Annotated in this window: 19 protein-coding genes; 6 read left to right on the top strand and 13 right to left on the bottom strand. The window is 65.4% G+C overall.

Annotated features, from left to right (window positions below):
- Positions 1 to 110: 110 nt before the first annotated feature.
- The 5 genes from radA to ACNJYD_RS21930 all read left to right on the top strand — a co-directional run bounded on the left by radA (position 111) and on the right by ACNJYD_RS21930 (position 6,317).
- Positions 111 to 1,556 carry a DNA repair protein RadA gene (gene radA, locus ACNJYD_RS21910; RefSeq protein WP_172786434.1) on the top strand — a complete coding sequence of 482 codons (1,446 nt, stop codon included), beginning with the start codon at positions 111 to 113 and terminating at the stop codon, positions 1,554 to 1,556.
- A gap of 167 nt (positions 1,557 to 1,723) precedes the next feature.
- Complete coding sequence (locus tag ACNJYD_RS21915; protein WP_172786433.1) at positions 1,724 to 2,353, top strand: CvpA family protein; 630 nt, start codon at positions 1,724 to 1,726, stop codon at positions 2,351 to 2,353.
- A gap of 28 nt (positions 2,354 to 2,381) precedes the next feature.
- Positions 2,382 to 3,905, top strand: a complete 1,524-nt coding sequence (gene purF / locus ACNJYD_RS21920; RefSeq protein ID WP_439363271.1) for an amidophosphoribosyltransferase — start codon at positions 2,382 to 2,384, stop codon at positions 3,903 to 3,905.
- Between the two features lie 180 nt (positions 3,906 to 4,085).
- The gene (locus tag ACNJYD_RS21925; RefSeq protein ID WP_439363272.1) at positions 4,086 to 4,826 is read left to right on the top strand and encodes an SDR family NAD(P)-dependent oxidoreductase; all 741 of its coding nucleotides are present in this window, start codon (positions 4,086 to 4,088) and stop codon (positions 4,824 to 4,826) included.
- A 267-nt stretch (positions 4,827 to 5,093) separates the two neighbouring features.
- Entirely contained in the window at positions 5,094 to 6,317 is a 1,224-nt protein-coding gene (locus ACNJYD_RS21930) for an ABC transporter substrate-binding protein (RefSeq protein ID WP_172786430.1), read from the top strand.
- A 180-nt stretch (positions 6,318 to 6,497) separates the two neighbouring features.
- Here the strand turns inward: ACNJYD_RS21930 and ACNJYD_RS21935 are convergent, their stop codons facing one another.
- The 8 genes from ACNJYD_RS21935 to ACNJYD_RS21970 form a co-directional block, all read right to left on the bottom strand.
- Entirely contained in the window at positions 6,498 to 7,754 is a 1,257-nt protein-coding gene (locus ACNJYD_RS21935; RefSeq protein WP_439363273.1) for a TCR/Tet family MFS transporter, read from the bottom strand.
- On the bottom strand, positions 7,751 to 9,133 hold the full coding sequence (gene der / locus ACNJYD_RS21940; RefSeq protein ID WP_439363274.1) for a ribosome biogenesis GTPase Der: 1,383 nt from the start codon (positions 9,131 to 9,133) through the stop codon (positions 7,751 to 7,753). Before der ends, ACNJYD_RS21935 begins: the two co-directional genes overlap by 4 nt.
- A 50-nt stretch (positions 9,134 to 9,183) precedes the next feature.
- Positions 9,184 to 9,723 (bottom strand): hypothetical protein, encoded by a 540-nt coding sequence (locus tag ACNJYD_RS21945; RefSeq protein ID WP_212257523.1) that lies wholly within the window; start codon positions 9,721 to 9,723, stop codon positions 9,184 to 9,186.
- Between the two features lie 31 nt (positions 9,724 to 9,754).
- Positions 9,755 to 10,408, bottom strand: a complete 654-nt coding sequence (locus ACNJYD_RS21950; protein WP_439363275.1) for a tetratricopeptide repeat protein — start codon at positions 10,406 to 10,408, stop codon at positions 9,755 to 9,757.
- 165 nt (positions 10,409 to 10,573) lie between these two features.
- Positions 10,574 to 12,166, bottom strand: coding sequence for a class I adenylate-forming enzyme family protein (locus ACNJYD_RS21955; protein WP_439363276.1), 1,593 nt, complete (start codon positions 12,164 to 12,166; stop codon positions 10,574 to 10,576).
- 135 nt (positions 12,167 to 12,301) lie between these two features.
- Positions 12,302 to 12,886, bottom strand: a complete 585-nt coding sequence (locus ACNJYD_RS21960; RefSeq protein ID WP_439363277.1) for an NnrU family protein — start codon at positions 12,884 to 12,886, stop codon at positions 12,302 to 12,304.
- Positions 12,887 to 12,954: 68 nt separating this feature from the next.
- A complete protein-coding gene (locus tag ACNJYD_RS21965; protein WP_260383672.1) occupies positions 12,955 to 13,533 on the bottom strand; it encodes a hypothetical protein in 579 nt (192 codons plus the stop codon).
- 272 nt (positions 13,534 to 13,805) lie between these two features.
- Positions 13,806 to 15,428 carry a peptide chain release factor 3 gene (locus ACNJYD_RS21970; RefSeq protein ID WP_172786423.1) on the bottom strand — a complete coding sequence of 541 codons (1,623 nt, stop codon included), beginning with the start codon at positions 15,426 to 15,428 and terminating at the stop codon, positions 13,806 to 13,808.
- Between the two features lie 174 nt (positions 15,429 to 15,602).
- Here ACNJYD_RS21970 and sugE point away from each other — a divergent pair, with 174 nt between their 5' ends.
- Positions 15,603 to 15,917: a quaternary ammonium compound efflux SMR transporter SugE gene (gene sugE / locus ACNJYD_RS21975; protein WP_172786422.1), complete on the top strand. Its 315-nt coding sequence runs from the start codon at positions 15,603 to 15,605 to the stop codon at positions 15,915 to 15,917.
- Here the strand turns inward: sugE and ACNJYD_RS21980 are convergent.
- From ACNJYD_RS21980 to ACNJYD_RS22000, 5 genes are all read right to left on the bottom strand, one after another.
- Positions 15,910 to 16,914 carry an inorganic phosphate transporter gene (locus tag ACNJYD_RS21980; RefSeq protein ID WP_260383391.1) on the bottom strand — a complete coding sequence of 335 codons (1,005 nt, stop codon included), beginning with the start codon at positions 16,912 to 16,914 and terminating at the stop codon, positions 15,910 to 15,912. The genes sugE and ACNJYD_RS21980 overlap by 8 nt on opposite strands.
- A gap of 9 nt (positions 16,915 to 16,923) precedes the next feature.
- Positions 16,924 to 17,568 carry a DUF47 domain-containing protein gene (locus tag ACNJYD_RS21985; protein WP_166816744.1) on the bottom strand — a complete coding sequence of 215 codons (645 nt, stop codon included), beginning with the start codon at positions 17,566 to 17,568 and terminating at the stop codon, positions 16,924 to 16,926.
- Positions 17,569 to 17,723: 155 nt separating this feature from the next.
- Positions 17,724 to 18,692, bottom strand: a complete 969-nt coding sequence (locus ACNJYD_RS21990) for a branched-chain amino acid ABC transporter permease (protein ID WP_172786420.1) — start codon at positions 18,690 to 18,692, stop codon at positions 17,724 to 17,726.
- A gap of 1 nt (position 18,693) precedes the next feature.
- Positions 18,694 to 19,557 carry a branched-chain amino acid ABC transporter permease gene (locus tag ACNJYD_RS21995; RefSeq protein WP_036000843.1) on the bottom strand — a complete coding sequence of 288 codons (864 nt, stop codon included), beginning with the start codon at positions 19,555 to 19,557 and terminating at the stop codon, positions 18,694 to 18,696.
- A gap of 75 nt (positions 19,558 to 19,632) precedes the next feature.
- A complete protein-coding gene (locus tag ACNJYD_RS22000; RefSeq protein ID WP_439363278.1) occupies positions 19,633 to 20,853 on the bottom strand; it encodes an ABC transporter substrate-binding protein in 1,221 nt (406 codons plus the stop codon).
- Between the last annotated feature and the right edge of the window lie 25 nt (positions 20,854 to 20,878).

Consider the following 20,878-nt stretch of genomic DNA (forward strand, 5'->3'; position numbering starts at 1 on the left):
AGCTAACGAAGGGTATATCTCCGGTGCCAAATTGAGATATTCGAAGCTCCGGCGATCGGCCCGCCATTCCGTGCTATCAGCACATCCGAAACCCGCGACTCGCTGTCCCCATGGCCAAATCCACGCTGTCCTTCGTCTGCCAGAACTGCGGCGCGGCCTATAACCGCTGGCAGGGCAAGTGCGAGTCCTGCGGCGAGTGGAATACGCTCGCGGAAGAAGACACCAGCGGCAGCGTGCCGGTGTCGATCCGCTCCAAACGCAAGGGCCGAACGTTTGCGCTGGAGAGCCTTGCCGGCAAGAGCCCGGACGCGCCGCGCCTGTCCTCGGGGATGACCGAGCTCGACCGTGTCACCGGCGGCGGCTTCGTGCGCGGCTCGGTGCTGCTGGTCGGCGGCGATCCCGGCATCGGCAAGTCGACGCTGCTGACGCAGGCGACCAGTCTCCTGGCGCGTGCCGGCCACCGCGTCGTCTACATCTCCGGCGAAGAGGCAGTCGCCCAGGTGCGCCTGCGTGCCGAGCGGCTCGGGCTGTCGGACGCGCCGGTGCAGCTCGCGGCCGAGACCTCGGTCGAGGACATCGTCTCGACGCTGTCGGAGGGCGCAGTGCCCCGGCTGATCGTGATCGACTCGATCCAGACCATGTGGACCGACACGGTGGAATCGGCGCCCGGCACGGTGACGCAGGTGCGCGCTTCGGCGCAGGCGCTGATCCGCTTCGCCAAGAAGACCGGAGCCGCCATCATCCTGGTCGGCCATGTCACCAAGGACGGCCAGATCGCTGGCCCCCGCGTGGTCGAGCATATGGTCGATGCGGTGATGTCGTTCGAGGGCGAAGGCTCGCAGCAATTCCGCATCCTGCGCGCGGTGAAGAACCGCTTCGGTCCGACCGACGAGATCGGCGTGTTCGAGATGACCGGCCTTGGCCTGCGCGAGGTCACCAACCCGTCGGAGCTGTTCCTGTCCGAGCGCGATCTCGGCACGCCCGGCACGGCGGTCTTCGCCGGCATCGAGGGCACGAGGCCCGTTCTGGTCGAATTGCAGGCACTGGTGGCCCCAACCTCGCTCGGCACCCCGCGCCGGGCCGTGGTCGGCTGGGATCCGAGCCGGCTCTCGATGGTGCTGGCCGTGCTGGAGGCCCATTGCGGGGTCAAGCTGTCCGGCCACGACGTCTATCTTAACGTTGCCGGCGGCCTGCGCATCCACGAGCCCGCGGCCGATCTCGCCGCCGCCGCGGCCCTGGTGTCGTCGCTGGTTAATGCGCAGTTACCCACCGATGCCGTCTATTTCGGCGAAATCTCGCTGTCGGGCGTGGTGCGCCCGGTGGCGCAGACCCCGGCCCGGCTGAAGGAGGCGGCAAAGCTCGGCTTTCAGCGCGCGGTGCTGCCCGAATCGGCACGGGGCGATGCGGGCGGCGACGCCGGCCTGTCCCTGAACACGGTGAACAGCCTGACGACACTGGTCGCCGAGATCGCAGCCCGGGGCTCCCGCCGGGGCGAATCCAGCGCGCAGCCAGAGAAAAATGCCACACCGGCAAGATTCCGCCGCGGAGAGGGTTAGGTGGAGGTGACGCCGGAGGCCCTCGCCGCTATACAGCCGTCACAAAAGCAGCATGGGATTGCGTGGTTGCGGCCTTGCCGGGAACGCCGTCTGCCCTTCTTTTAGGGCAGCGGCCAAACACCGATTCGCTAGAGCACCTTTGAAGTACGAGCGGACCAGACCAGCCGATGCCAGTAACACTCCTCGACCTGATCCTGCTCGGTGTGATGCTGATCTCGGGCCTGCTCGCCATGGTCCGCGGCTTCATGCGCGAAATCCTGTCGATCGCAGCCTGGGGTGCGGCGGCGATCGTGACGCTGTATTCCTTCTCGAAGCTGCTGCCGACCGCCAAGAGCTATTTCAACAACGACACGGTCGCGAGCGTGGTCGTGGTCGCGGGCGTGTTCGTCGGCACCCTGGTCGTGGTCTCCGTCATCACGGTCCGGATCTCCGACATGATCCTGGATTCGCGGATCGGCGCGCTGGATCGCACCCTCGGCTTCCTGTTTGGGCTGGCTCGCGGGCTTTTGATCGTGGTGGTTGCCTTCCTGTTCTTCACCTGGCTGGTGCCGGACAAGCAGCGGCCGGACTGGGTCACCGGGGCCAAGTCCCGCGTCGTGCTCCAGGGAACCGGCGATTGGCTGATGGCCCTCTTGCCTGACGACCCCGAGAACACCATCTTGAAGAGATTCAAGAAAAACAAACCAGATGATGATCAAGCTGAATCCGAGCAGCAGCCTTCGGGCAGTGGCGACGGGTACAGTAAATCGGCTCGTGACGGCATGAAAAAGCTGATCGAGAAACCTGCGGCGCGTTGAAAGAGCCCTAGAGAGAGGCGAGAACGAGATGCGACACCCTGACCAGGACGCCCTGCTTGATCTCGATCGAAACGCCGGTCCAGGCCCGGCCGCACTCGAGCTTCAGGACGATCTGGAAGGCGATACGCTGCGCGAGGAATGCGGCGTCTTCGGCATCTACGGTCACCCTGATGCGGCGGCCATCACCGCGCTGGGCCTTCACGCCCTGCAGCACCGCGGCCAGGAGGCCGCCGGCATCGTCTCCTACGACGGCAGCCGCTTTCATTCAGAACGCCGCCTCGGCCTCGTCGGCGACACCTTCTCCCGCCGCGAGGTGATCGACCGCCTGCCCGGCAGTGTCGCGGTCGGCCATGTCCGCTACGCCACGACCGGCGCCACCATCCTGCGCAACGTGCAGCCGCTGTTCGCCGAGCTCAATGCCGGTGGCCTTGCGGTCGCCCACAACGGCAACCTCTCCAACGGCCTGACGCTGCGCCGCGAACTCGTCAAGAACGGCGCGATGATGCAGTCGACCTCCGACACCGAGGTGATCCTGCATCTGGTGGCGCGCTCGAGGCGCAGCCGCTTCATCGAGCGCTATATCGACGCGCTGCGCGAGATCGAAGGCGCCTATGCACTGGTCTCGCTGACCAACAAGAAGCTGGTCGGCGCGCGCGATCCACGCGGCATCCGCCCGCTGGTGCTCGGCGAGCTCGACGGCTGCCCGATCCTGACGTCTGAGACCTGCGCGCTCGACATCATCGGCGCCCGCTTCGTGCGCGACATCGAGCCCGGCGAGGTCATCGTGTTCGACGAGAACGGCCAGGACATCCACAAGCCGTTCCCGCCGATGGCGCCGCGCCCCTGCATCTTCGAATACATCTACTTCTCGCGGCCGGATTCCATCGTCCACGGCCGCTCGGTCTACGAGGTGCGCAAGAATTTCGGCGCGCAGCTCGCACGCGAGAGCCATGTGCCTGTCGACGTCGTTGTGCCGGTGCCGGATTCCGGCGTGCCCGCGGCGGTCGGCTACAGCCAGCATTCGGGCGTGCCGTTCGAGCTCGGCATCATCCGCAACCATTATGTCGGCCGCACCTTCATCCAGCCGACGCAGGCGATCCGCGAATCCGGCGTGCGCATGAAGCACTCGGCCAACCGCGCCGCGATCGAAGGCAAGCGCATCATCCTGATCGACGACTCCCTGGTGCGCGGCACCACCTCGAAGAAGATCGTGCGCATGATGCGCGATGCCGGCGCCAAGGAGGTGCATTTCCGTCTCGCCTCGCCACCGATCCTCTACCCTGACTATTACGGCATCGACCTGCCCGACCGCGGCGGCCTGCTGGCAGCGACGCATTCGCTGGAGGAGATGCGCGAGCTCATCGGTGCGGACTCACTCGCCTTCCTGTCGATCGACGGCATGTACCGCGCCATGGGCGAGCCCGGCCGCGATCCCGCCAATCCAAAGTTCGCGGATCACTGCTTCACCGGCGTCTATCCGACCCATCTTACCGACCAGACCCAGACCGAGCCGCAGCCGCGGCAGCTGTCGCTGCTGGCGGAGGCGAGCTGACGGCGAACGCGTCATCGCGGGGCAGTCCGTAAGGACCGAACTATGGTGCGCAATTGCGCACCTGAGGATCTCGACATGTTGCCTCAAACCTCTGGATTCCAGGTTCGATGCTTCGCATCGCCCCGGAATGACGACCATGCGGGGGCTTGTCCCGGCCGTCCACGGCTGTAAAACCCCGCCATGACAAAGCCCTTCGCTGACCGTATCGCTCTCGTCACCGGCGCCTCGCGCGGCATCGGCTATGCCACCGCTATCGCACTGGCCAAAGCCGGGGCGCATATCGTTGCCACCGCGCGTACGCAAGGCGGGCTCGAAGAGCTCGACGACGAGATCCGGAAAGAGGGTGGCAGTGCCACCCTGGTGCCGCTCAACCTCACCGATTCCGACGGCATCGCGCGTCTCGGCGCCGGCCTGCACGATCGCTACGGCAAGCTCGACATCCTCGTCGGCAATGCCGGCGTGCTCGGCCCTTCCTCGCCGATCGGCCATATCGAGCTGAAGACCTTCAACGAGGTGATGGCGGTGAACGTCTCCGCGAATTTCCAGCTGATCCGCTGCATGGAGCCGCTGCTGAAGCAGTCCGATGCCGGCCGCGCCGTGTTCATCACCTCGGGTGCCGCCAACAAGGCCACCGCTTACGTCAGCCCCTACGCGGCGTCCAAGGCCGCACTGGAGACGCTGGCACGCGCCTGGGCACAGGAAACCGCAAACACGAAGCTGCGTGTCAATCTGTTCAATCCCGGCCCGGTGCGCACCCGCATGCGCGCAACGCTGATGCCCGGCGAGGATCCGGCGACGCTCGACACGCCCGAGCAGGTTGCCGAATTCATCGTGCCGCTGTGCGCGCCCGACTGGACCGAGACCGGCAAGTTCTACGACTACAAGACCCGCACCCTGATGAGCTTCCGCGCTCCGGCCTGATTGCCTTCGGACGCCATGCCCGGGGCATGGCCATACCGCCGAAGTCGGTGCCGGAAAGCGCAATCAGAAATTCACGCTGACATCGCACGCGCTGAAATAGCGTCTCAACGCATTTTGCCCAAAAGTTAACCGAAGGATGACGCTAGGACGCAGCGTCATCCGGCTTTAGGTGCATTGCCGTCGGCCGTGGGACACGGTAGAGCGATCACTTGGAACAAGGCTCCCAAAGAGAGCCGTTCGCATATTTGACAATGGAGGAAGCCTTTTATGACGATGCCCGCACGCCGCACCGCGGCCCTTCTGGCCTGTGCCGCTTTCGGCTTTGCCACATCCGCCTTCGCGCAGGACAAGACCATCAAGATCGGCGTGCTCAACGACATGTCGAGCCTCTATGCCGACATCGGCGGCCCGAACTCGGTCGCGGCAGTGAAGATGGCGGTCGAGGATTCCGGCCTGAAGGCGAAGGGCTGGACCATCGAGGTGCTCTCCGGCGATCACCAGAACAAGCCCGACATCGGCGTCAACATCGCCCGGCAATGGATCGACGCCGACAAGGTCGACGCCATCGCCGACACGCCGAGCTCCGGCGTGGCGCTCGCGGTGAGCAATCTCGTCAAGGAAAAGAACGCGGTGCTGCTCAATTCAGGTGCGGCCACCGCCGACCTCACCGGCAAGGCCTGCACGCCCAACACCGTGTCCTTCACCTACGACACCTACATGCTCGCCAACGGCACCGGCAAGGCGCTGACCAAGGCGGGCGGCGACAGCTGGTTCTTCCTCACCGCGGATTACGCGTTCGGCCATGCGCTGGAGCGTGATACCGGCGCGGTCGTCACGGCGACCGGCGGCAAGGTGCTCGGCGGCGTCAAGCACCCGCTGAACACGGCGGACTTCTCCTCCTTCCTGCTGCAGGCGCAGTCCTCCAAGGCCAAGATCATCGGCCTTGCCAACGCGGGCGGCGACACCACCAACGCGATCAAGCAGGCCGCCGAATTCGGCATCGTCCAGGGCGGACAGAAGCTCGCCGCGCTGCTACTGTTCATCAACGACGTGCACTCGCTCGGCCTGAAGACGGCGCAGGGCCTGACCTTCACCGAATCCTTCTACTGGGACCTCAACGACCAGACCCGCGAATGGTCGAAGCGCTTCCAGAAGGTCTCGCCCAAGGGCTCGATGCCCTCGATGACGGTTGCGGGGCTCTACGCCGAGATCCTGCATTACCTGAAGGCAATGGAAGCGCTCGGCAGCAATCCGCATGACGGCGCCAAGGTCGTCGCCAAGATGAAGGAGCTGCCGACCGACGATCCGCTGTTCGGCAAGGGCCCGCTGCGCCAGGACGGACGCCGCCTCATCCCCGCCTATCTGTTCGAGGTGAAGAAGCCCGAGGAGTCGAAGGGACCGTGGGACTATTACAAGCTGGTCGCCACCATCGCGCCGGAGGATGCGGCCAAGCCGCTCAAGGACAGCGACTGCCCGCTGGTGAAGAAGTGACCGTGTAGCGGTCATCCCGGGATGGTGCGCACGGGACCGCGAAGCGCGGCCCGCAGCACCAGACCCGGGATCTCGCGCGACAAGCGGCACTGCCGTAGGGTGGGCAAAGCGAAGCGTGCCCTCCATTTCTCGATATCGCATAAAGATGGTGGGCACGGCGCTTACGCGCCTTTGCCCACCCTACGAGACCGTCTTCGTAACGCCCAGCGAGCGCACCGCGATCGCAACGCACACCACCATCAGCACCGCTGCGAGCAGGAACGGCGCGCCGGGCAGATGCAGCGGCGCGCTGGCGCCGATGAAGTAGGAAAACGTCAGCGTGAACAGGAACGGGCCGACGAGCTGCGACACGCTCTGCACGCTCGCGGTCGCGCCCTGCAGCTGGCCCTGCTGCTCCGGCGCGACGAGCCGCGTCATCAGCGCTTGCGAGGCGGCACCGGAGATGCCCCACAGCGCCAGAACGGGAATCCCGAGCCATGACAGCGGTCCGGTCGGCGCAGCGCCGAGGACCAAGAAGCCGACCGCGCCACAGCAGAGGCCGAGCAGCAGCGCGTTCCGCTCGCCAAGCGCGCGCACGATGGGGCCGATCGCAAACCCCTGCACCACCATGGCGCAGATGCCGACCATAGCGAGCGTCAAGCCCACCGTCTTGGAATCCCAGCCATAGCGATAGGTCGCATAGAGCACGAAGGTCGAGGGCAGCACGACGTGGGCGACCTGCGCGATGAAGTTGACGATCGACAAGGCGGCCAGCGCCGCATTGGAGCGCAGCAGCTGCAGCGCCCCGAGCGGATTAGCGCTGCGCCAGTGGAACGGCGCGCGCTTGTCGGGTGCAAGCGACTCCGGCAGCACGAACAGGCCATAGAGCGCGTTGGCGAAGCTCAGGGCCGCCGAGGCCCAGAACGGCAGGCGCGGATCGATATCGCCGAGCAGGCCGCCGAGCGCCGGCCCTAAGATGAAGCCGGCGCCGAAGGCCGCCCCAATCCGGCCGAAAACCGCCGCACGCCGTTCCGGCGGCGTGATGTCGGCGATATAGGCGAAGGCGGTCGAGATGCTCGCCGAGGTGATGCCGGAGATGACGCGGCCGACGAACAGCCACGCAAGCGACGGCGCCAGCGCCATCAAGACGTAATCGGCCGCGAGCCCGAAATTCGACAGCAGCACCACCGGCCGCCGTCCGAAACGATCCGACAGCGCCCCGAGCACCGGCGAGAACACGAACTGCATCAAGGCCCAGGCGGTGCCGAACACGCCGAATATGCGCGCGGCATGTGCGGTGTCGTTGTCGACGAAACTTTCGATCAGCTTCGGCAGGATCGGCATGATCACGCCGAGCGCGAGCATGTCGAGGAGGATGGTGACGAAGATGAAGGCGACGGCGCCGCCCCTGGCCGGCGCTGCGCCGTGCACCACCACTTCGCCCGCGCCGTCGCTCACGACGGCCGCTTGCGCTTGTGCGCGAAGGGATTGGCCTTCTCGCGCAGCGTGATGCGCACCGGCGTGCCCGGCAGCTCGAAGGTCTCGCGCATCGAATTGGTGAGATAGCGCAAGTAGGATTGCGGCACGGCGTCCGCGCGCGAGCAGAACAGCACGAAGCTCGGCGGGCGCGCCTTGGTCTGGGTGATGTAGTTCAGCTTCAGCCTGCGGCCGGAGACCGCGGGCGGCGGGTTGGCCTGGATCGCCTGCTCGAACCAGCGATTGAGTGCTGAGGTCGGCACGCGCCGGTTCCAGATCGCATAGGCGTCCTGGATCGCCTGCATCAGGCGGTCGATGCCCTCGCCCATCAGGCCCGAGACGGCGACGATGGGCACGCCCTTGAGCTGCGGCAGCCAATGGTCGGCATCGCGGCGCAGACCCGAGATCGCGCCGCCGCCCTTGGTCTCCATCAGATCCCATTTGTTGACGGCCAGCACGACCGCCCGTCCCTCGCGCTCGATCAGGTCGGCAATGCGCAGGTCCTGCTCCTCGAAGCGGTTCTGCGTGTCCATCATCAGCACGACCACTTCGGCAAAGCGCACCGCGCGCAGCGCGTCGGCGACCGAGAGTTTCTCCAGCTTCTCCTCGATGCGCGAGCGCCGGCGCAGGCCCGCGGTGTCGAACACGCGAAAGTCGCGGCCCTTCCAGTTGATCTCGACGGCGATGGAGTCGCGCGTGGTGCCGGCCTCGGGGCTCGTCAGCAGGCGCTCCTCGCCGAGCAGATGGTTGATCAGCGTCGACTTGCCGGCATTGGGCCGGCCGACGATGGCGACCCGGATCGGGCGCGTCGCGGCCTCTTCCTCGGTGAGCGGCGCGTCGTCCTCATCCTCGTCTTCCTCGACGGGCTCCGGCATCAGCCCGGCGAGCGCGTCGTAGAGCTCGCCCATGCCCTCGCCGTGCTCGGCCGAGATCTGGATGGGATCGCCGAGGCCGAGCGCGAACGCTTCCATCGCACCGGCATCACCGTGCTTGCCCTCGCTCTTGTTGGCGACGAGCAGCACCGGCTTGTTGGCCTTGCGGGCGAAATCGGCGAAGGCGCGATCGGTCGGCGTCAGGCCGATGCGGGCGTCGACGACGAAGAACAGCGCGTCGGCCTGCGCGATCGCGGTCTCGGTCTGCTCCTGCATGCGCGCCGTCAGCGAGCCCTTGGCGCCCTCGTCGAGGCCGGCGGTATCGATGATGGTGAAGCGGAGATCACCGAGCCTGGCCTCGCCTTCCCGGCGGTCGCGGGTGACGCCGGGCAGATCATCGACCAGCGCGAGCTTCTGCCCAACCAGGCGGTTGAACAGCGTCGATTTGCCGACATTGGGCCGGCCGATGATGGCGATCGTGAAGGACATCGGTCATTCGTGCGCTGCCGGGGCTGCGCCTGTCAATGCAGGTGGAATTACTAGCGCGAGAAGCTGCCGCTCGGCAGCGGCGCCGGGAAGGCGCTCTGCGATTGCTGCTGCGTGGCCGGGGCGGGTTGCGCCGGCTGGGCCGGCTGATCCGGCGCGGTGGTGCGCCTGCGGACGATCTTGTGCTTGGGCGGCGGAGCGGACGTCGCTGGCGCGGCCTCCGGCTGGGCCTCGCCATCGACCTCGCCGGCGGGTGCTGCGGCTGGCGCGGCCGCCGCGGCGGGCTGCTTGGTATGCTTTGCCTTGGCCCCCTTCGCCGGCTTGGCCGGCTCCGGCTCCGCGGGCAATGCCGCCACGGCAGGTGCGTTCGGGTCGGGTTGCTGCTGCTGCGCGCCCTTGTACAGATCCCTCGGCACGCCCTGCTCGAGCCCCGGCACGCCTTCGGGGAAGACCGGCTTGCGGTCGCCCGGCAACTTCTTCTTGGTATCGAGGAAGTCGAGCAGGTCGCTCGGATCGAAGCTGGAGCAGCCGCCCAGGGCGCCGGTGAAGGCGATCAGGACGGCGGCTGCGATCAAGCGGGGCGTGCGGCGCATCTTGGTGTCTCGTTACGTCAGAGAACCGTCGTCAGCTTTTGGCGACGGGTGGCAACAAAGCCTGGAGCGCCTCGGCGCGCGAGCGCAGGCCGGGCGGCGTTTCGCCGTCTCCGTCAATCGCCTCGAGCCATTTGCGGGCTGCGGTCATGTCGTTGTTGCGCCAGGCCGACAGCGCCAGCATCTCGCGGGCGCTGTGGCGGAAGGTCGATTTGGGCGCGGCGGAAGCTTCCAGCCGCTGCTGCATGTCGGCGTAGCTGGCGCTGTCGAGCACGAGGCCGGCGGCGCGGATCTTGGCCAGATCCTGCCACTCACCGCCAATGCTGCGGTCGGCGGCAATGTCGTCATACATCTTCGCGCCCGCCTTGGGATCGCGGCTCGCGGCCTCGGCCGCAGCGCGCAGCCGCGCCAAGGTGCGATAGCCGGACGGTGCCTTGGCAGCGAGCTCGGTGAACGCCTTCTCGGCGTCCTCGTGCTTGCCCTGCTCGGACAGCTCGACGGCCTTCTCGAAGACGGCGCCGGCCTCGGCGGCCTTCCTGGCCTCGAAATATTGATAGGCGCGCCAACCGCCGACGGCGGCCACGACCAGCACCATCAGGGCGATGAAGTAGATCGAATACCTGTCCCACAGCTTCTTGAGCTGTTCGCGACGTACTTCCTCGTCGACTTCGTTAAAGAATTCAGACACTTATGCTAATCCCATGCCCATCCGGGTGCGCGCGCCAAGGCGTTCGCGTCAGGAATCCCGTCCCCGCGTGGCGGCGAGGTAGCCTAACGATATGGCGGTGGCAAGGCAAAGCGAGCCCGATCAAGGCGTTAACCACCCGGGACAGCCCGGATGCCGCTGCCCGGCTCAAGCTCCCAGCAGCTCCCGCAGCTGCCGCTTCAGCACCTTGCCGTTGGCGTTGCGCGGCAGCGGGTCTGCCGTGATCGCGATGGTTTCGGGAACCTTGTAGTCGGACAGGCGCTCGGCGCACCAGGCGCGCAGGTCCGTATCGGCCACCGGCTGTCGCGTCACCACCACGGCGTGGACGCGCTCGCCCAGCACCGGGCAGGCCCTGGCGATGATCGCACTCTCGACCACGGCGGGATGGCCGGCCAGCACCGATTCGACCTCGGCCGAATAGATCTTCAGGCCGCCGCGATTGATCATGTCCTTCTGCCGGTCGAACACGCGAACGAACCCTTCCGCATCGACCGAGCCGAGGTCGCCCGAATGCCAGAATCCGCCCGTGAAGCTTTCGGCGGTGGCCTTCGGATTATTCCAGTAGCCCTTGATGACGGAGGCGCTCTGGATCCAGAGCTCGCCGATCTCGCCGGGAGGCAGCTCGCGTCCGTCCGGGCCCATCACCACGATGCGCGCGCCGGGGCACGGCAGGCCGACGCTGTCGATGTGGCTCTCGGTCAGCTCGCCCGGCATGATCGTCGAGGGCGAGGTCGTCTCGGTCGCGCCGTAGCAGTTCATCAGCTTCAGGCCGGGAATGTTCGCCTTGAGCTTCTCGATGGTGGCGACCGGCATCGGTGCGCCGCCGAAGCCGCCGATGCGCCAGCTCGACAGATCGTAGCCGTCGAAATCGGGCTGGAGCAGGCAGAGATTGTACATCGCCGGCACCATCACCGTGTAGGTCACGCGCTCGCGCGCGGCGAGCTTGAGGTAATCGGCGGCCTTGAACTCGGGCATGATGATCAGCGTCCCGCCGCAGCGGATCATGGTGGTGATGTTGGCGACGACGCCCGTGACATGGCCGAGCGGCACCGCTGCGATCGAGCGATCGGCCTCCGTCAATTGCAGGCAGGACACGAACACCATGGAGGAATGGACGATGTTGCAATGGGCCAGCATCGCGCCCTTCGGCTTGCCCGTGGTGCCGGAGGTGTAGAGGATCATCGCGGTGTCCTCCTCGCCCACCTCGATCGGTGCCACGGCCGGCGGGTTGTCGGCGAGCCCTGCGAAACGCGACAGAGCCGGATCATCGGCGACGGCGATGCGATGGATCACATCGGGCACCTCATGCGCATCGGGCAGCCGCTCGGCGAGCGCGGCTTCGTGGATCAGGATCTTGGCACCACAATCGGCGAGCACATAGGCGATCTCCGGCTTCTGCTGGCGTGTGCTGAGCAGCACGGTGACCAGCCCCTCATGCGCGGCGGCAAACAGCAGCAGCGGAAATTCGATGCGATTGCCGAGCAGGATCGCAACACGATCGCCGCGCTGCAATCCAAGCTTGCGAAATCCCGCAGCGATCCGCGCGGCCTGCTCCACCGCGTGGCCCCAGCTCAGGCGGACATTGCCGCAGATCAACGCTTCGCCCTCGGCATTGCGGGCGCAGGCGTCCGCGATCATCGCCCAGAGGCTCGATGGCCGATCGCAAAACGACGGCACTACTCGATCGCCAAAGCGCGCCACGAGCCGCATCGGCGGGATCTGAGATTGCGACCAGTCCATCGGGATGCCCTCGGCTTGTTGCTCTTGCTATCTTCCGCGCATGGACATCCGGGTTTCGTCTTGTGCTGACCAGCTGACTTAATTCTTGCGCATGATCTTATCGGAAAACCGTTGCACACTTTTCCGGATCATGCGCTAGACCCCGATCACGGGCACACCGATCACCACCGGATGGAACGCGAAGGCCAGGGCCAGATAGGCGACCACGCCGACCGCGACCGCGATCAGATCGTTGGTGACGCCGCCGACCGGAATCGGCGGGCCGCCGGCGTCGGTGCGAGCTTTAAGCGAGATGCGGTCATAGACCGCCCAGCCCAGGAACGAGCCGAACAGGATGATGGAGCCGAGATCGCCATTGGCCAAAAGATGCGCCGCGGCCCACAGCTTGATGCCGGCCAGCATTGGATGCTTCAGCGTCGCGTAGATGCGGCCACGCATGTAGGACGCCACCACGAGGATGACTGCAGGCAGCATCAAGGCCAGCGTGATGTGCTTCATCGCCTTCGGCGGATACCAGACGTCGATCCAGCCGGAGCTGCGGTAGTGGGCATAGCCCCAGATGATCAGCGCCAGCCCTGCCAGCGAGACCGCCGAATAGAGCAGCTTGTAGGTCCCCTCGCCCAGCCTCGCGATCGCCTGCGCGCGTGCCTCTCGTTTGGTTGTGAAAACATGGGATGCAAAAAACAGCACCAGCCCCAGGATCATGATCAGCAGACCCACGACACCCTCCCCGCAAAGCAGCCCCCGGCTCTGAGGTATCATCGATTGGCTGCCGCTCGCAACTCGCGCTACTTGCCGAGCTCCCGATTGTCGACATAACGGATGGCGATGGGTCGCCCGGCCAACGCCCCGCCAAGACCGCTCGTGAACTTCAGCGGCAGGCAGGCCTTCAGCGATGAATTGATCGCGTTGAGATAGGTGGTTCGGATATCCGCCGGCACACCCGCAGTCGCGTATGTGAGGCGCGGCGGGCCGATCAGGCCGCCGGCCTTGTTGAAGCTGAAACGCACCGACATCTGCATGCCCGTGCGCGCACGGTCCGATGGCGGCGACCAGCAGCTGCGCAGCGCGGCGAAGAGGTCGCCGATCGTATCGAGGTCGTGATCGGGCTTTTGATATTTGGCGCGATCAGCTTCCGCCGGCACGCTTTCGACGGTGAGTTGGAGGTTCTGGCCGTAAGGGTAATCGATCTCGGGAATGCATGGCCCGGGTTCGAGCGGGCTGCAATAGGACGGCGTGCAGGGCTCGCCGTCGAGCACGCTGCAAGGCTCGTGCGCGAACGGGATCGGATTGATCTGGCGCGGCCGTGCGTCGACGACGATCGTTGAGATCGTCAGCAGGATCAGAACGAGAATGCCGCGCCACATGGAGTGAGCTCGCAAGGTCACGAGAAAAGTGGCGCTGTCCATGAACGCGTCAAGTCCGCGCGCGTTCACATGCTCGCGTTCAGGCACGCTGTCGTCGCCCGGCTTGACCGGGCGACCCAGTACTCCGAGACGGTAGTGGCTGAATCGACAGGCCGCGGCGTACTGGATGCCCCGGTCAAGCCGGGGCATGACAGCGGAAGGTGTGCTTGCGTGACAGCGGAGGGTGTGCTTGCGCAGCGGGTATGTGGCCGCCCAGTGGAGGGCGCGCCGCCCTACCCCTTCTTCTTGACGTCCTTGACATTGCTGAACTCGATGCCCTCGGCCCGCTCCCGGGTGTAGCCGAGATAGAACTCGTTGCGGGCGAGATAGACGGGATCGCCGTCGACGTCGTCGGCGATGCTCGAGGTGTTGGCGGCGATGAAGGTGTCGAGCTTCTTGCGGTCCTCCGAGGAGACCCAGCGCGCCAGCTGGAACTCGCTGACCTCGAACTCGACCGGCAGCGAATATTCCGCCTCGAGCCGCGCTTTGAGCACGTCGAGCTGCAGCGCGCCGACCACGCCGACCAGCGCCGGGGCGCCATCGCGGGGGCGGAACACCTGCACGACGCCCTCTTCCGACATCTGCTGCAGCGCTTCCTTCAGCTTCTTCGCCTTCATTGCGTCGGTGAGACGGACGCGGCGGACGATTTCCGGCGCAAAGCTCGGCACGCCGACGAAGTTGAATTCCTCGCCTTCCGTCAGCGTGTCGCCGATGCGCAGCGTGCCGTGGTTGGGAATGCCGACGACGTCGCCGGCAAAGGCTTCGTCCGCGACCGAGCGATCCTGCGCGAAGAAGAATTGCGGGCTCGACAGCGGCATGCTCTTGCCGGTGCGCACCAGCTTCGCCTTCATGCCGCGGCTGAGCTTGCCCGAGCAGAGGCGCGCGAACGCGATGCGGTCGCGGTGGTTGGGATCCATGTTGGCCTGGATCTTGAACACGAAGGCGCTCATGCGGGGATCGGTGGCCTCGACCTTGCGCTGGTCGCTGTCCTGCGCGCGCGGCTCGGGCGCGAACTTGCCGAGGCCTTCCAGGAGGTCGCCGACGCCGAAATTGCGCAGCGCACTGCCGAAATAGACCGGCGTCAGATGGCCCTCGCGGAACGCTTCCAGCTCGAACGGCTTCGACGCCGCGGTGACGAGCTCGAGCTCGTCCTTCACGGCGGAGACGTCGAGATTGGCGTTGAGCTTGGCCAATTCCTCGATCGCGATCTGCTGCGCCGCGCCGGTCTTGGCGCCGCCGCCTTCGAGCAGGCGCACGCCGCCATTGACGACGTCATAGGTGCCGAGGAAGTCGCGGCCACGGCCGACCGGCCAGGTCATCGGCGTGGTGTCGAGCGCCAGCGTCTTCTCGATCTCGTCGAGCAGCTCGAACACGTCGCGGCTCTCGCGGTCCATCTTGTTGATGAAGGTGATGATCGGGATGTCGCGCAGCCGGCACACCTCGAACAGTTTTCGGGTGCGCGCCTCGATGCCCTTGGCGGCGTCGATCACCATCACGGCGGAATCGACCGCCGTCAGCGTGCGATAGGTGTCTTCCGAAAAGTCCTCGTGGCCCGGCGTGTCCAGCAGGTTGAACACGAGGCCCTCGAACTCGAAGGTCATTACCGAGGTCACGACCGAGATGCCGCGCTCGCGCTCGATCTTCATCCAGTCCGAGCGCGTGTTGCGCCGCTCGCCCTTGGCCTTGACCTGGCCGGCGAGGTTGATGGCGCCGCCGAACAGCAGCAGCTTCTCGGTCAGCGTGGTCTTGCCGGCGTCGGGGTGGGAGATGATCGCAAAGGTCCGCCGCCGCGCCACCTCAGCGGCAAGCGGGGAACGGGCCGGCGATTCGGCTGTGGTGGTGGCGATGTCGGACATGGCGGGAGCGTGTGGCAGGGAAAACGGGCCTGATCAAGCCTCATTTGGTGATTGCGGGGACTTCCGGCCAGCCCCATATCGACGCGTGGATATATCAGTCTTGGGGGAGGACGGCCTTCCCCGCCCATCAGCACCTCAGCCGCGGGGACGACCCTGCCTTGATGGAGGGTCGTCATGGCCTGGAGCATCCTGTTCGTCGCCGGTCTTCTCGAGATCACCTGGGCGATCGGCCTGAAATACACCGAAGGTTTCAGCAAGCTTGTTCCGTCCGCGGTCACGCTGGCGGCCATGGCCGGCAGCGTCATCCTGCTCGGACTTGCGCTCAAATCGCTGCCCGTCGGAACCGCCTATGCGGTCTGGACCGGCATCGGCGCGGTCGGCACGGCGACGCTCGGCATTGTCCTGTTCGGCGAGCCGGCCACGGCCTTCCGCCTCGCCAGCATCGGCCTGATCGTCGCCGGCATCATCGGACTGAAGCTCGTTACCTGACGAGCTGGACCACCCACCAGGTCAGCGCGGCCACGATGGCCGAGGCCGGGATCGTGATCACCCAGGCGTAGACGATCGAGCTGGCGACGTTCCAGCGCACCGCCGAGACGCGGCGGGCGGCGCCGACGCCGACGATGGCGCCTGTGATGGTGTGGGTGGTCGAGACGGGAACCCCGAGATAGGTCGCCATGAACAGCGTCGCCGCGCCCCCGGTCTCGGCGCAAAAGCCCTGCATCGGCGTCAACTTGGTGATGCGCAGGCCCATGGTGCGGACGATGCGCCAGCCGCCCATCAGCGTCCCCAGCGCCATCGCCGCCTGGCAGGACAGCACCACCCAGAACGGCACCGAGAAGTCGCTGCCGAGATGGCCCTGCGAATAGAGCAGCACCGCGATGATGCCCATGGTCTTCTGCGCGTCGTTGCCGCCATGGCCGAGCGAATAGAGTGAGGCGGAGGCGAATTGCAGGATGCGGAAGGCGCGGTCGACCGCGAACGGCGTCGAGCGCACCGAGGCCCAGGACACGATCGCCACCAGTAACATCGCGAGCAGGAAGCCGACCAGCGGCGACAGCACAATCGCCAGCACGGTCTTGGACAGGCCGCTCCACACCGCGGCCGAGATGCCGGCCTTGGCCATGCCGCCACCGACCAGCCCGCCGATCAGCGCGTGCGAGGACGAGGACGGAATGCCGAGCGCCCAGGTCACGAGATTCCAGACGATGGCGCCGACGAGCGCTGCGAAGATCACCTGGGCGTCGACGACCGCGGGATCGATGATGCCGGTGCCGATGGTCTGGGCGACGTGCAGCCCGAACACCAGGAAGGCGATGAAATTGAAGAAGGCGGCCCAGAACACCGCGAATTGCGGCCGCAGAACGCGGGTCGAGACGATGGTCGCGATCGAATTGGCGGCGTCGTGCAGGCCGTTCAGGAAGTCGAACAGCAGCGCGACGGCGATCAAGCCGACCAGGACGGGAAGACCCAACGCGGCATCCACGGCGAGGCCCTATACCTGCTCGATGACGATGCTGTTGATTTCGTTCGCAACGTCATCGAAGCGGTCCGCCACCTTCTCGAGATGGTCGTAGATCTCGACCCCGACGATGAAATCCATCGCATTGCCGTCGCGATGCTTGAGGAACAGCTCCTTCAGCCCGATATCGTGGAGATCGTCGACCCGGCCCTCCAGCTTGCCGAGCTCTTCCGTGATCGCGGTCAGCATGGCGACGTTCGGACCGATCGACTGCATCAAAGGCAGCGCGCGTCCCACCAGATTGGCGCATTCGATCAGGAGTCCGCCGATCTCGCGCATCGGCGGCTCGAAGGCGCGCACCTCGAACAGCATCACGGCCTTGGCTGTCTGCTGCATCTGGTCGATGGCATCGTCCAGAGAGGTGATCAGGTTCTTGATGTCGCCGCGGTCGAACGGGGTGATGAAGGTGCGGCGCACCGCCGTCAGCACCTCGCGGGTGATGTTATCCGCGTCGTTCTCGAACTGGTTGACGCGCTGGCAATAGACCGGCGTCTCCTCACCCCCATTGAGCATGCCCTGCAGGGCGATTGCGCCCTGGATCACGGTCTGGGCATGTCGGTCGAACAGGTCGAAGAACCGTTCTTCCTTGGGCAGGAACGCACGAAACCATCGCATCATGGGGATTGGCTACCGGTTGAAAATGGTCAGGCCCGCGAGGGGCTGTCATAAAACTGTCATAGACCATTTTCGATCCGCGCGCGTCATCTCACGCCCGCGGAGCCGGATCATCCACCGCTTTCCTGCATCAATGAAATTGGTGCAATATCAGCCGCTTAGAGCGACCGCCGGAAGTAATGCGCGATTTCGCCGATGACGCCGCGGCGGAAGGTGAGCACGCAGACCACGAAGATCGCGCCCTGGATCACCGTCACCCACTGGCCGAAACCCGCCAGATATTGCTGCATGGCGATGATCACGAAGGCGCCGACCACGGGGCCGAAAATGGTGCCGAGCCCCCCGACCAGGGTCATCAGCACGACCTCGCCCGACATCGACCAGTGCACGTCGGTGAGCGAGGCGTTCTGCGCCACGAACACCTTCAGCGCGCCGGCAAAGCCGGCGAGCGTCCCCGACAGGACGAAGGCCAGGAACTTGTACTGGTCGGTGCGGTAGCCGAGCGAGATCGCGCGCTGCTCGTTCTCGCGGATCGACTTCAGCACCTCGCCGAACGGCGAGTTGATGATGCGGAAGATCAGGAGGAAGCCGGCGAGGAAGCCAACCAGCACGACATAGTACAGCACCGTCGGCTTGGAGAGATCGAGCAGGCCGAACATGCGTCCTTGCGGGATGCCCTGGATGCCGTCCTCACCATGGGTGAACGGGGCCTGGAGATAGATGAAGTACAACAGCTGCGACAGCGCCAGCGTGATCATCGAGAAATAGATGCCCTGCCGGCGGATTGAGATGTAGCCCGTGATGATCGAGAGCACGAACGCCGCGGCCACGCCGACGAGAATGCCGAGCTCCGGCGGCAGCGCCCACACTTTCAGCGCATGCGCGCTGCAATAGCCGGCTGTCCCCAAGAACATGGCGTGGCCGAACGACAGCAGGCCGCCATAGCCGACCAGCAGGTTGAACGCGCAGGCAAGCAGCGCAAAGCACAGCGCCTGCATCACGAAGAACGGGTAGAGGCCCGTGAACGGCACCGCTGCCAGCAGCAGCGCCATCGCCACGAACACGGTCATCTCGTCGCGCATCGCGCGCGGGGTTGTCGGCAGCGTGTCGTCCGTCAGGGTTGTCATCTCAGGCCGCCCTTCCCGTCAATCCCGTTGGCTTCACCAGGAGCACCAGCACCATCAGCACGAACACGACGGTGTTGGAGGCCTCGGGGTAGAAATACTTGGTCAGGCCCTCGATCACACCGAGCGCGAAGCCGGTGATGATGGAGCCCATGATCGAACCCATTCCGCCGATCACGACCACCGCGAACACGACGATGATGAGGTCGGCGCCCATCAGCGGCCGCACTTGGTTGATCGGCGCGGAGAGCACGCCGGCGAGCGCGGCAAGGCCGACGCCGAGACCGTAGGTGAGCGTGATCATGCGCGGCACGTTGATGCCAAAGGCGCGCACCAGCGTCGGATTTTCGGTGGCGGCGCGCAAGTAAGCGCCGAGCTGCGTCTTCTCGATCAGGAACCAGGTCGCGAGGCACACCGCCAGCGAGAACACGACGACCCAGCCGCGGTAGATCGGCAGGAACATGAAGCCGAGATTCATGCCGCCCCTGAGCTGGTCGGGAATGGCGTAAGGCAGACCCGAGGAGCCGAAATAGTTCTGGAACACGCCCTGCACGATCAGCGCGATGCCGAAGGTCAGGAGCAGGCCGTAGAGATGATCGAGCCCGGTCAGCCATTGCAGCATGGTCCGCTCCAGGATCATGCCGAAGATGCCGACGATGATCGGCGCCAGCAGCAGCGCCCACCAATAATTGATGCCGCCGAGGTTCAACAGGAAATAGGCGACGAAGGCGCCCATCATGTAGAGCGCGCCGTGGGCGAAATTGATGATGTTGAGCATGCCGAAGATGACGGCAAGCCCGAGGCTGAGCAGCGCGTAGAACGAGCCGTTGATCAGTCCCACCAGTAGCTGAGCGTAAAGAGCCTGCATCGATCCCGCACCCGGTCCCTTTTATTCCTCAACAACAGGCCGGCGCCGTTGCGCACCGGCCTGCATCGTTCACCGTTACTTCTTCACCAGAGGACAGGCGCTTTCCGACAGCGGCCGGAAGGCCTGGTCGCCGGGGGTCGTGCCGATCAGCTTGTAATAGTCCCAGGGCGCCTTGGATTCCTCGGGCTTTTTGACCTCGAACAGATAGGCGGGATGTAGCTTGCGGCCGTCCGCACGGATCGTTCCCTTGCCGAACAGCGGATCCTCCGTCGGCATCTCCTTCATCTTGGCGACCACCTTGGCCCCGTCATGCGGGTTGCCGCCCATCGCCTCCAGCGCCTTGAAATAATGCAGCAGACCCGAGTAGACGCCGGCCTGCACCATCGAGGGCATCGCCTTGTTCTTCATGCGCTCGGAGAAGCGCTTGGAGAACGCGCGCGTACCGTCGTTCATGTCCCAATAGAAGGTCTCGGTGAAGTTCAGGCCCTGCGCCACCTTCAGACCGAGCGAGTGCACGTCGGTGATGAAGAGCAGCAGGCCCGCAAGCTTCTGGCCGCCGGAGACGATGCCGAACTCCGCTGCCTGCTTGATGGTGTTGGTGGTGTCGCCGCCGGCATTCGCCATGCCGATGATCTTGGCTTTGGAGGCCTGCGCCTGAAGCAGGAACGACGAGAAGTCGGCAGTATTCAGCGGATGCTTGACATTGCCGATCACCTTGCCGCCCGACTTCACCACGACCGCGGCGGTGTCGCGCTCGAGGGCATGGCCAAAGGCGTAGTCCGCGGTGAGGAAATACCAGGTGTCGCCGCCCGCCTTCACCAGCGCCTGCCCGGTGCTGTTGGCCAGCATATAGGTATCATAGACCCAGTGGACCGTGTTCGGCGAGCATTGCGCGTTGGTGAGATCCGACGTCGCCGCACCTGTGTTGATCAGGATGGAATTCTTCTCTTTGACGATGTTGTTCACCGCCAGCGCAACGCCGGAGTTCAGCACATCCATGAAGATGTCGACCTTCTCGACGTCGATCCATTGCCGGGCAATCGTGGAGCCGATGTCGGGCTTGTTCTGATGGTCGGCGGAGATCAGGTCGAGCTTCCAGCCCTTGGCAGCGAGCCCGGAATCCTCGATCGCCATCTGTGCGGCGACGGTCGAGCCAGAGCCACCGAGATCGGCATAGAGTCCCGAATTGTCGGTCAGCACGCCGATCTTGATGTTCTTGTCCTGCGCGACTGCGCCACCTGCCGCGCCGAGCGCCAGGGCCGTCCCGAGCAACATTGCCGAAATGCCGTGCTTCATAATCAGCCTCCCAATATTCCTTTGA

It is taken from the genome of Bradyrhizobium sp. SPXBL-02, from assembly GCF_051853065.1.
GTDB lineage: Bacteria > Pseudomonadota > Alphaproteobacteria > Rhizobiales > Xanthobacteraceae > Bradyrhizobium.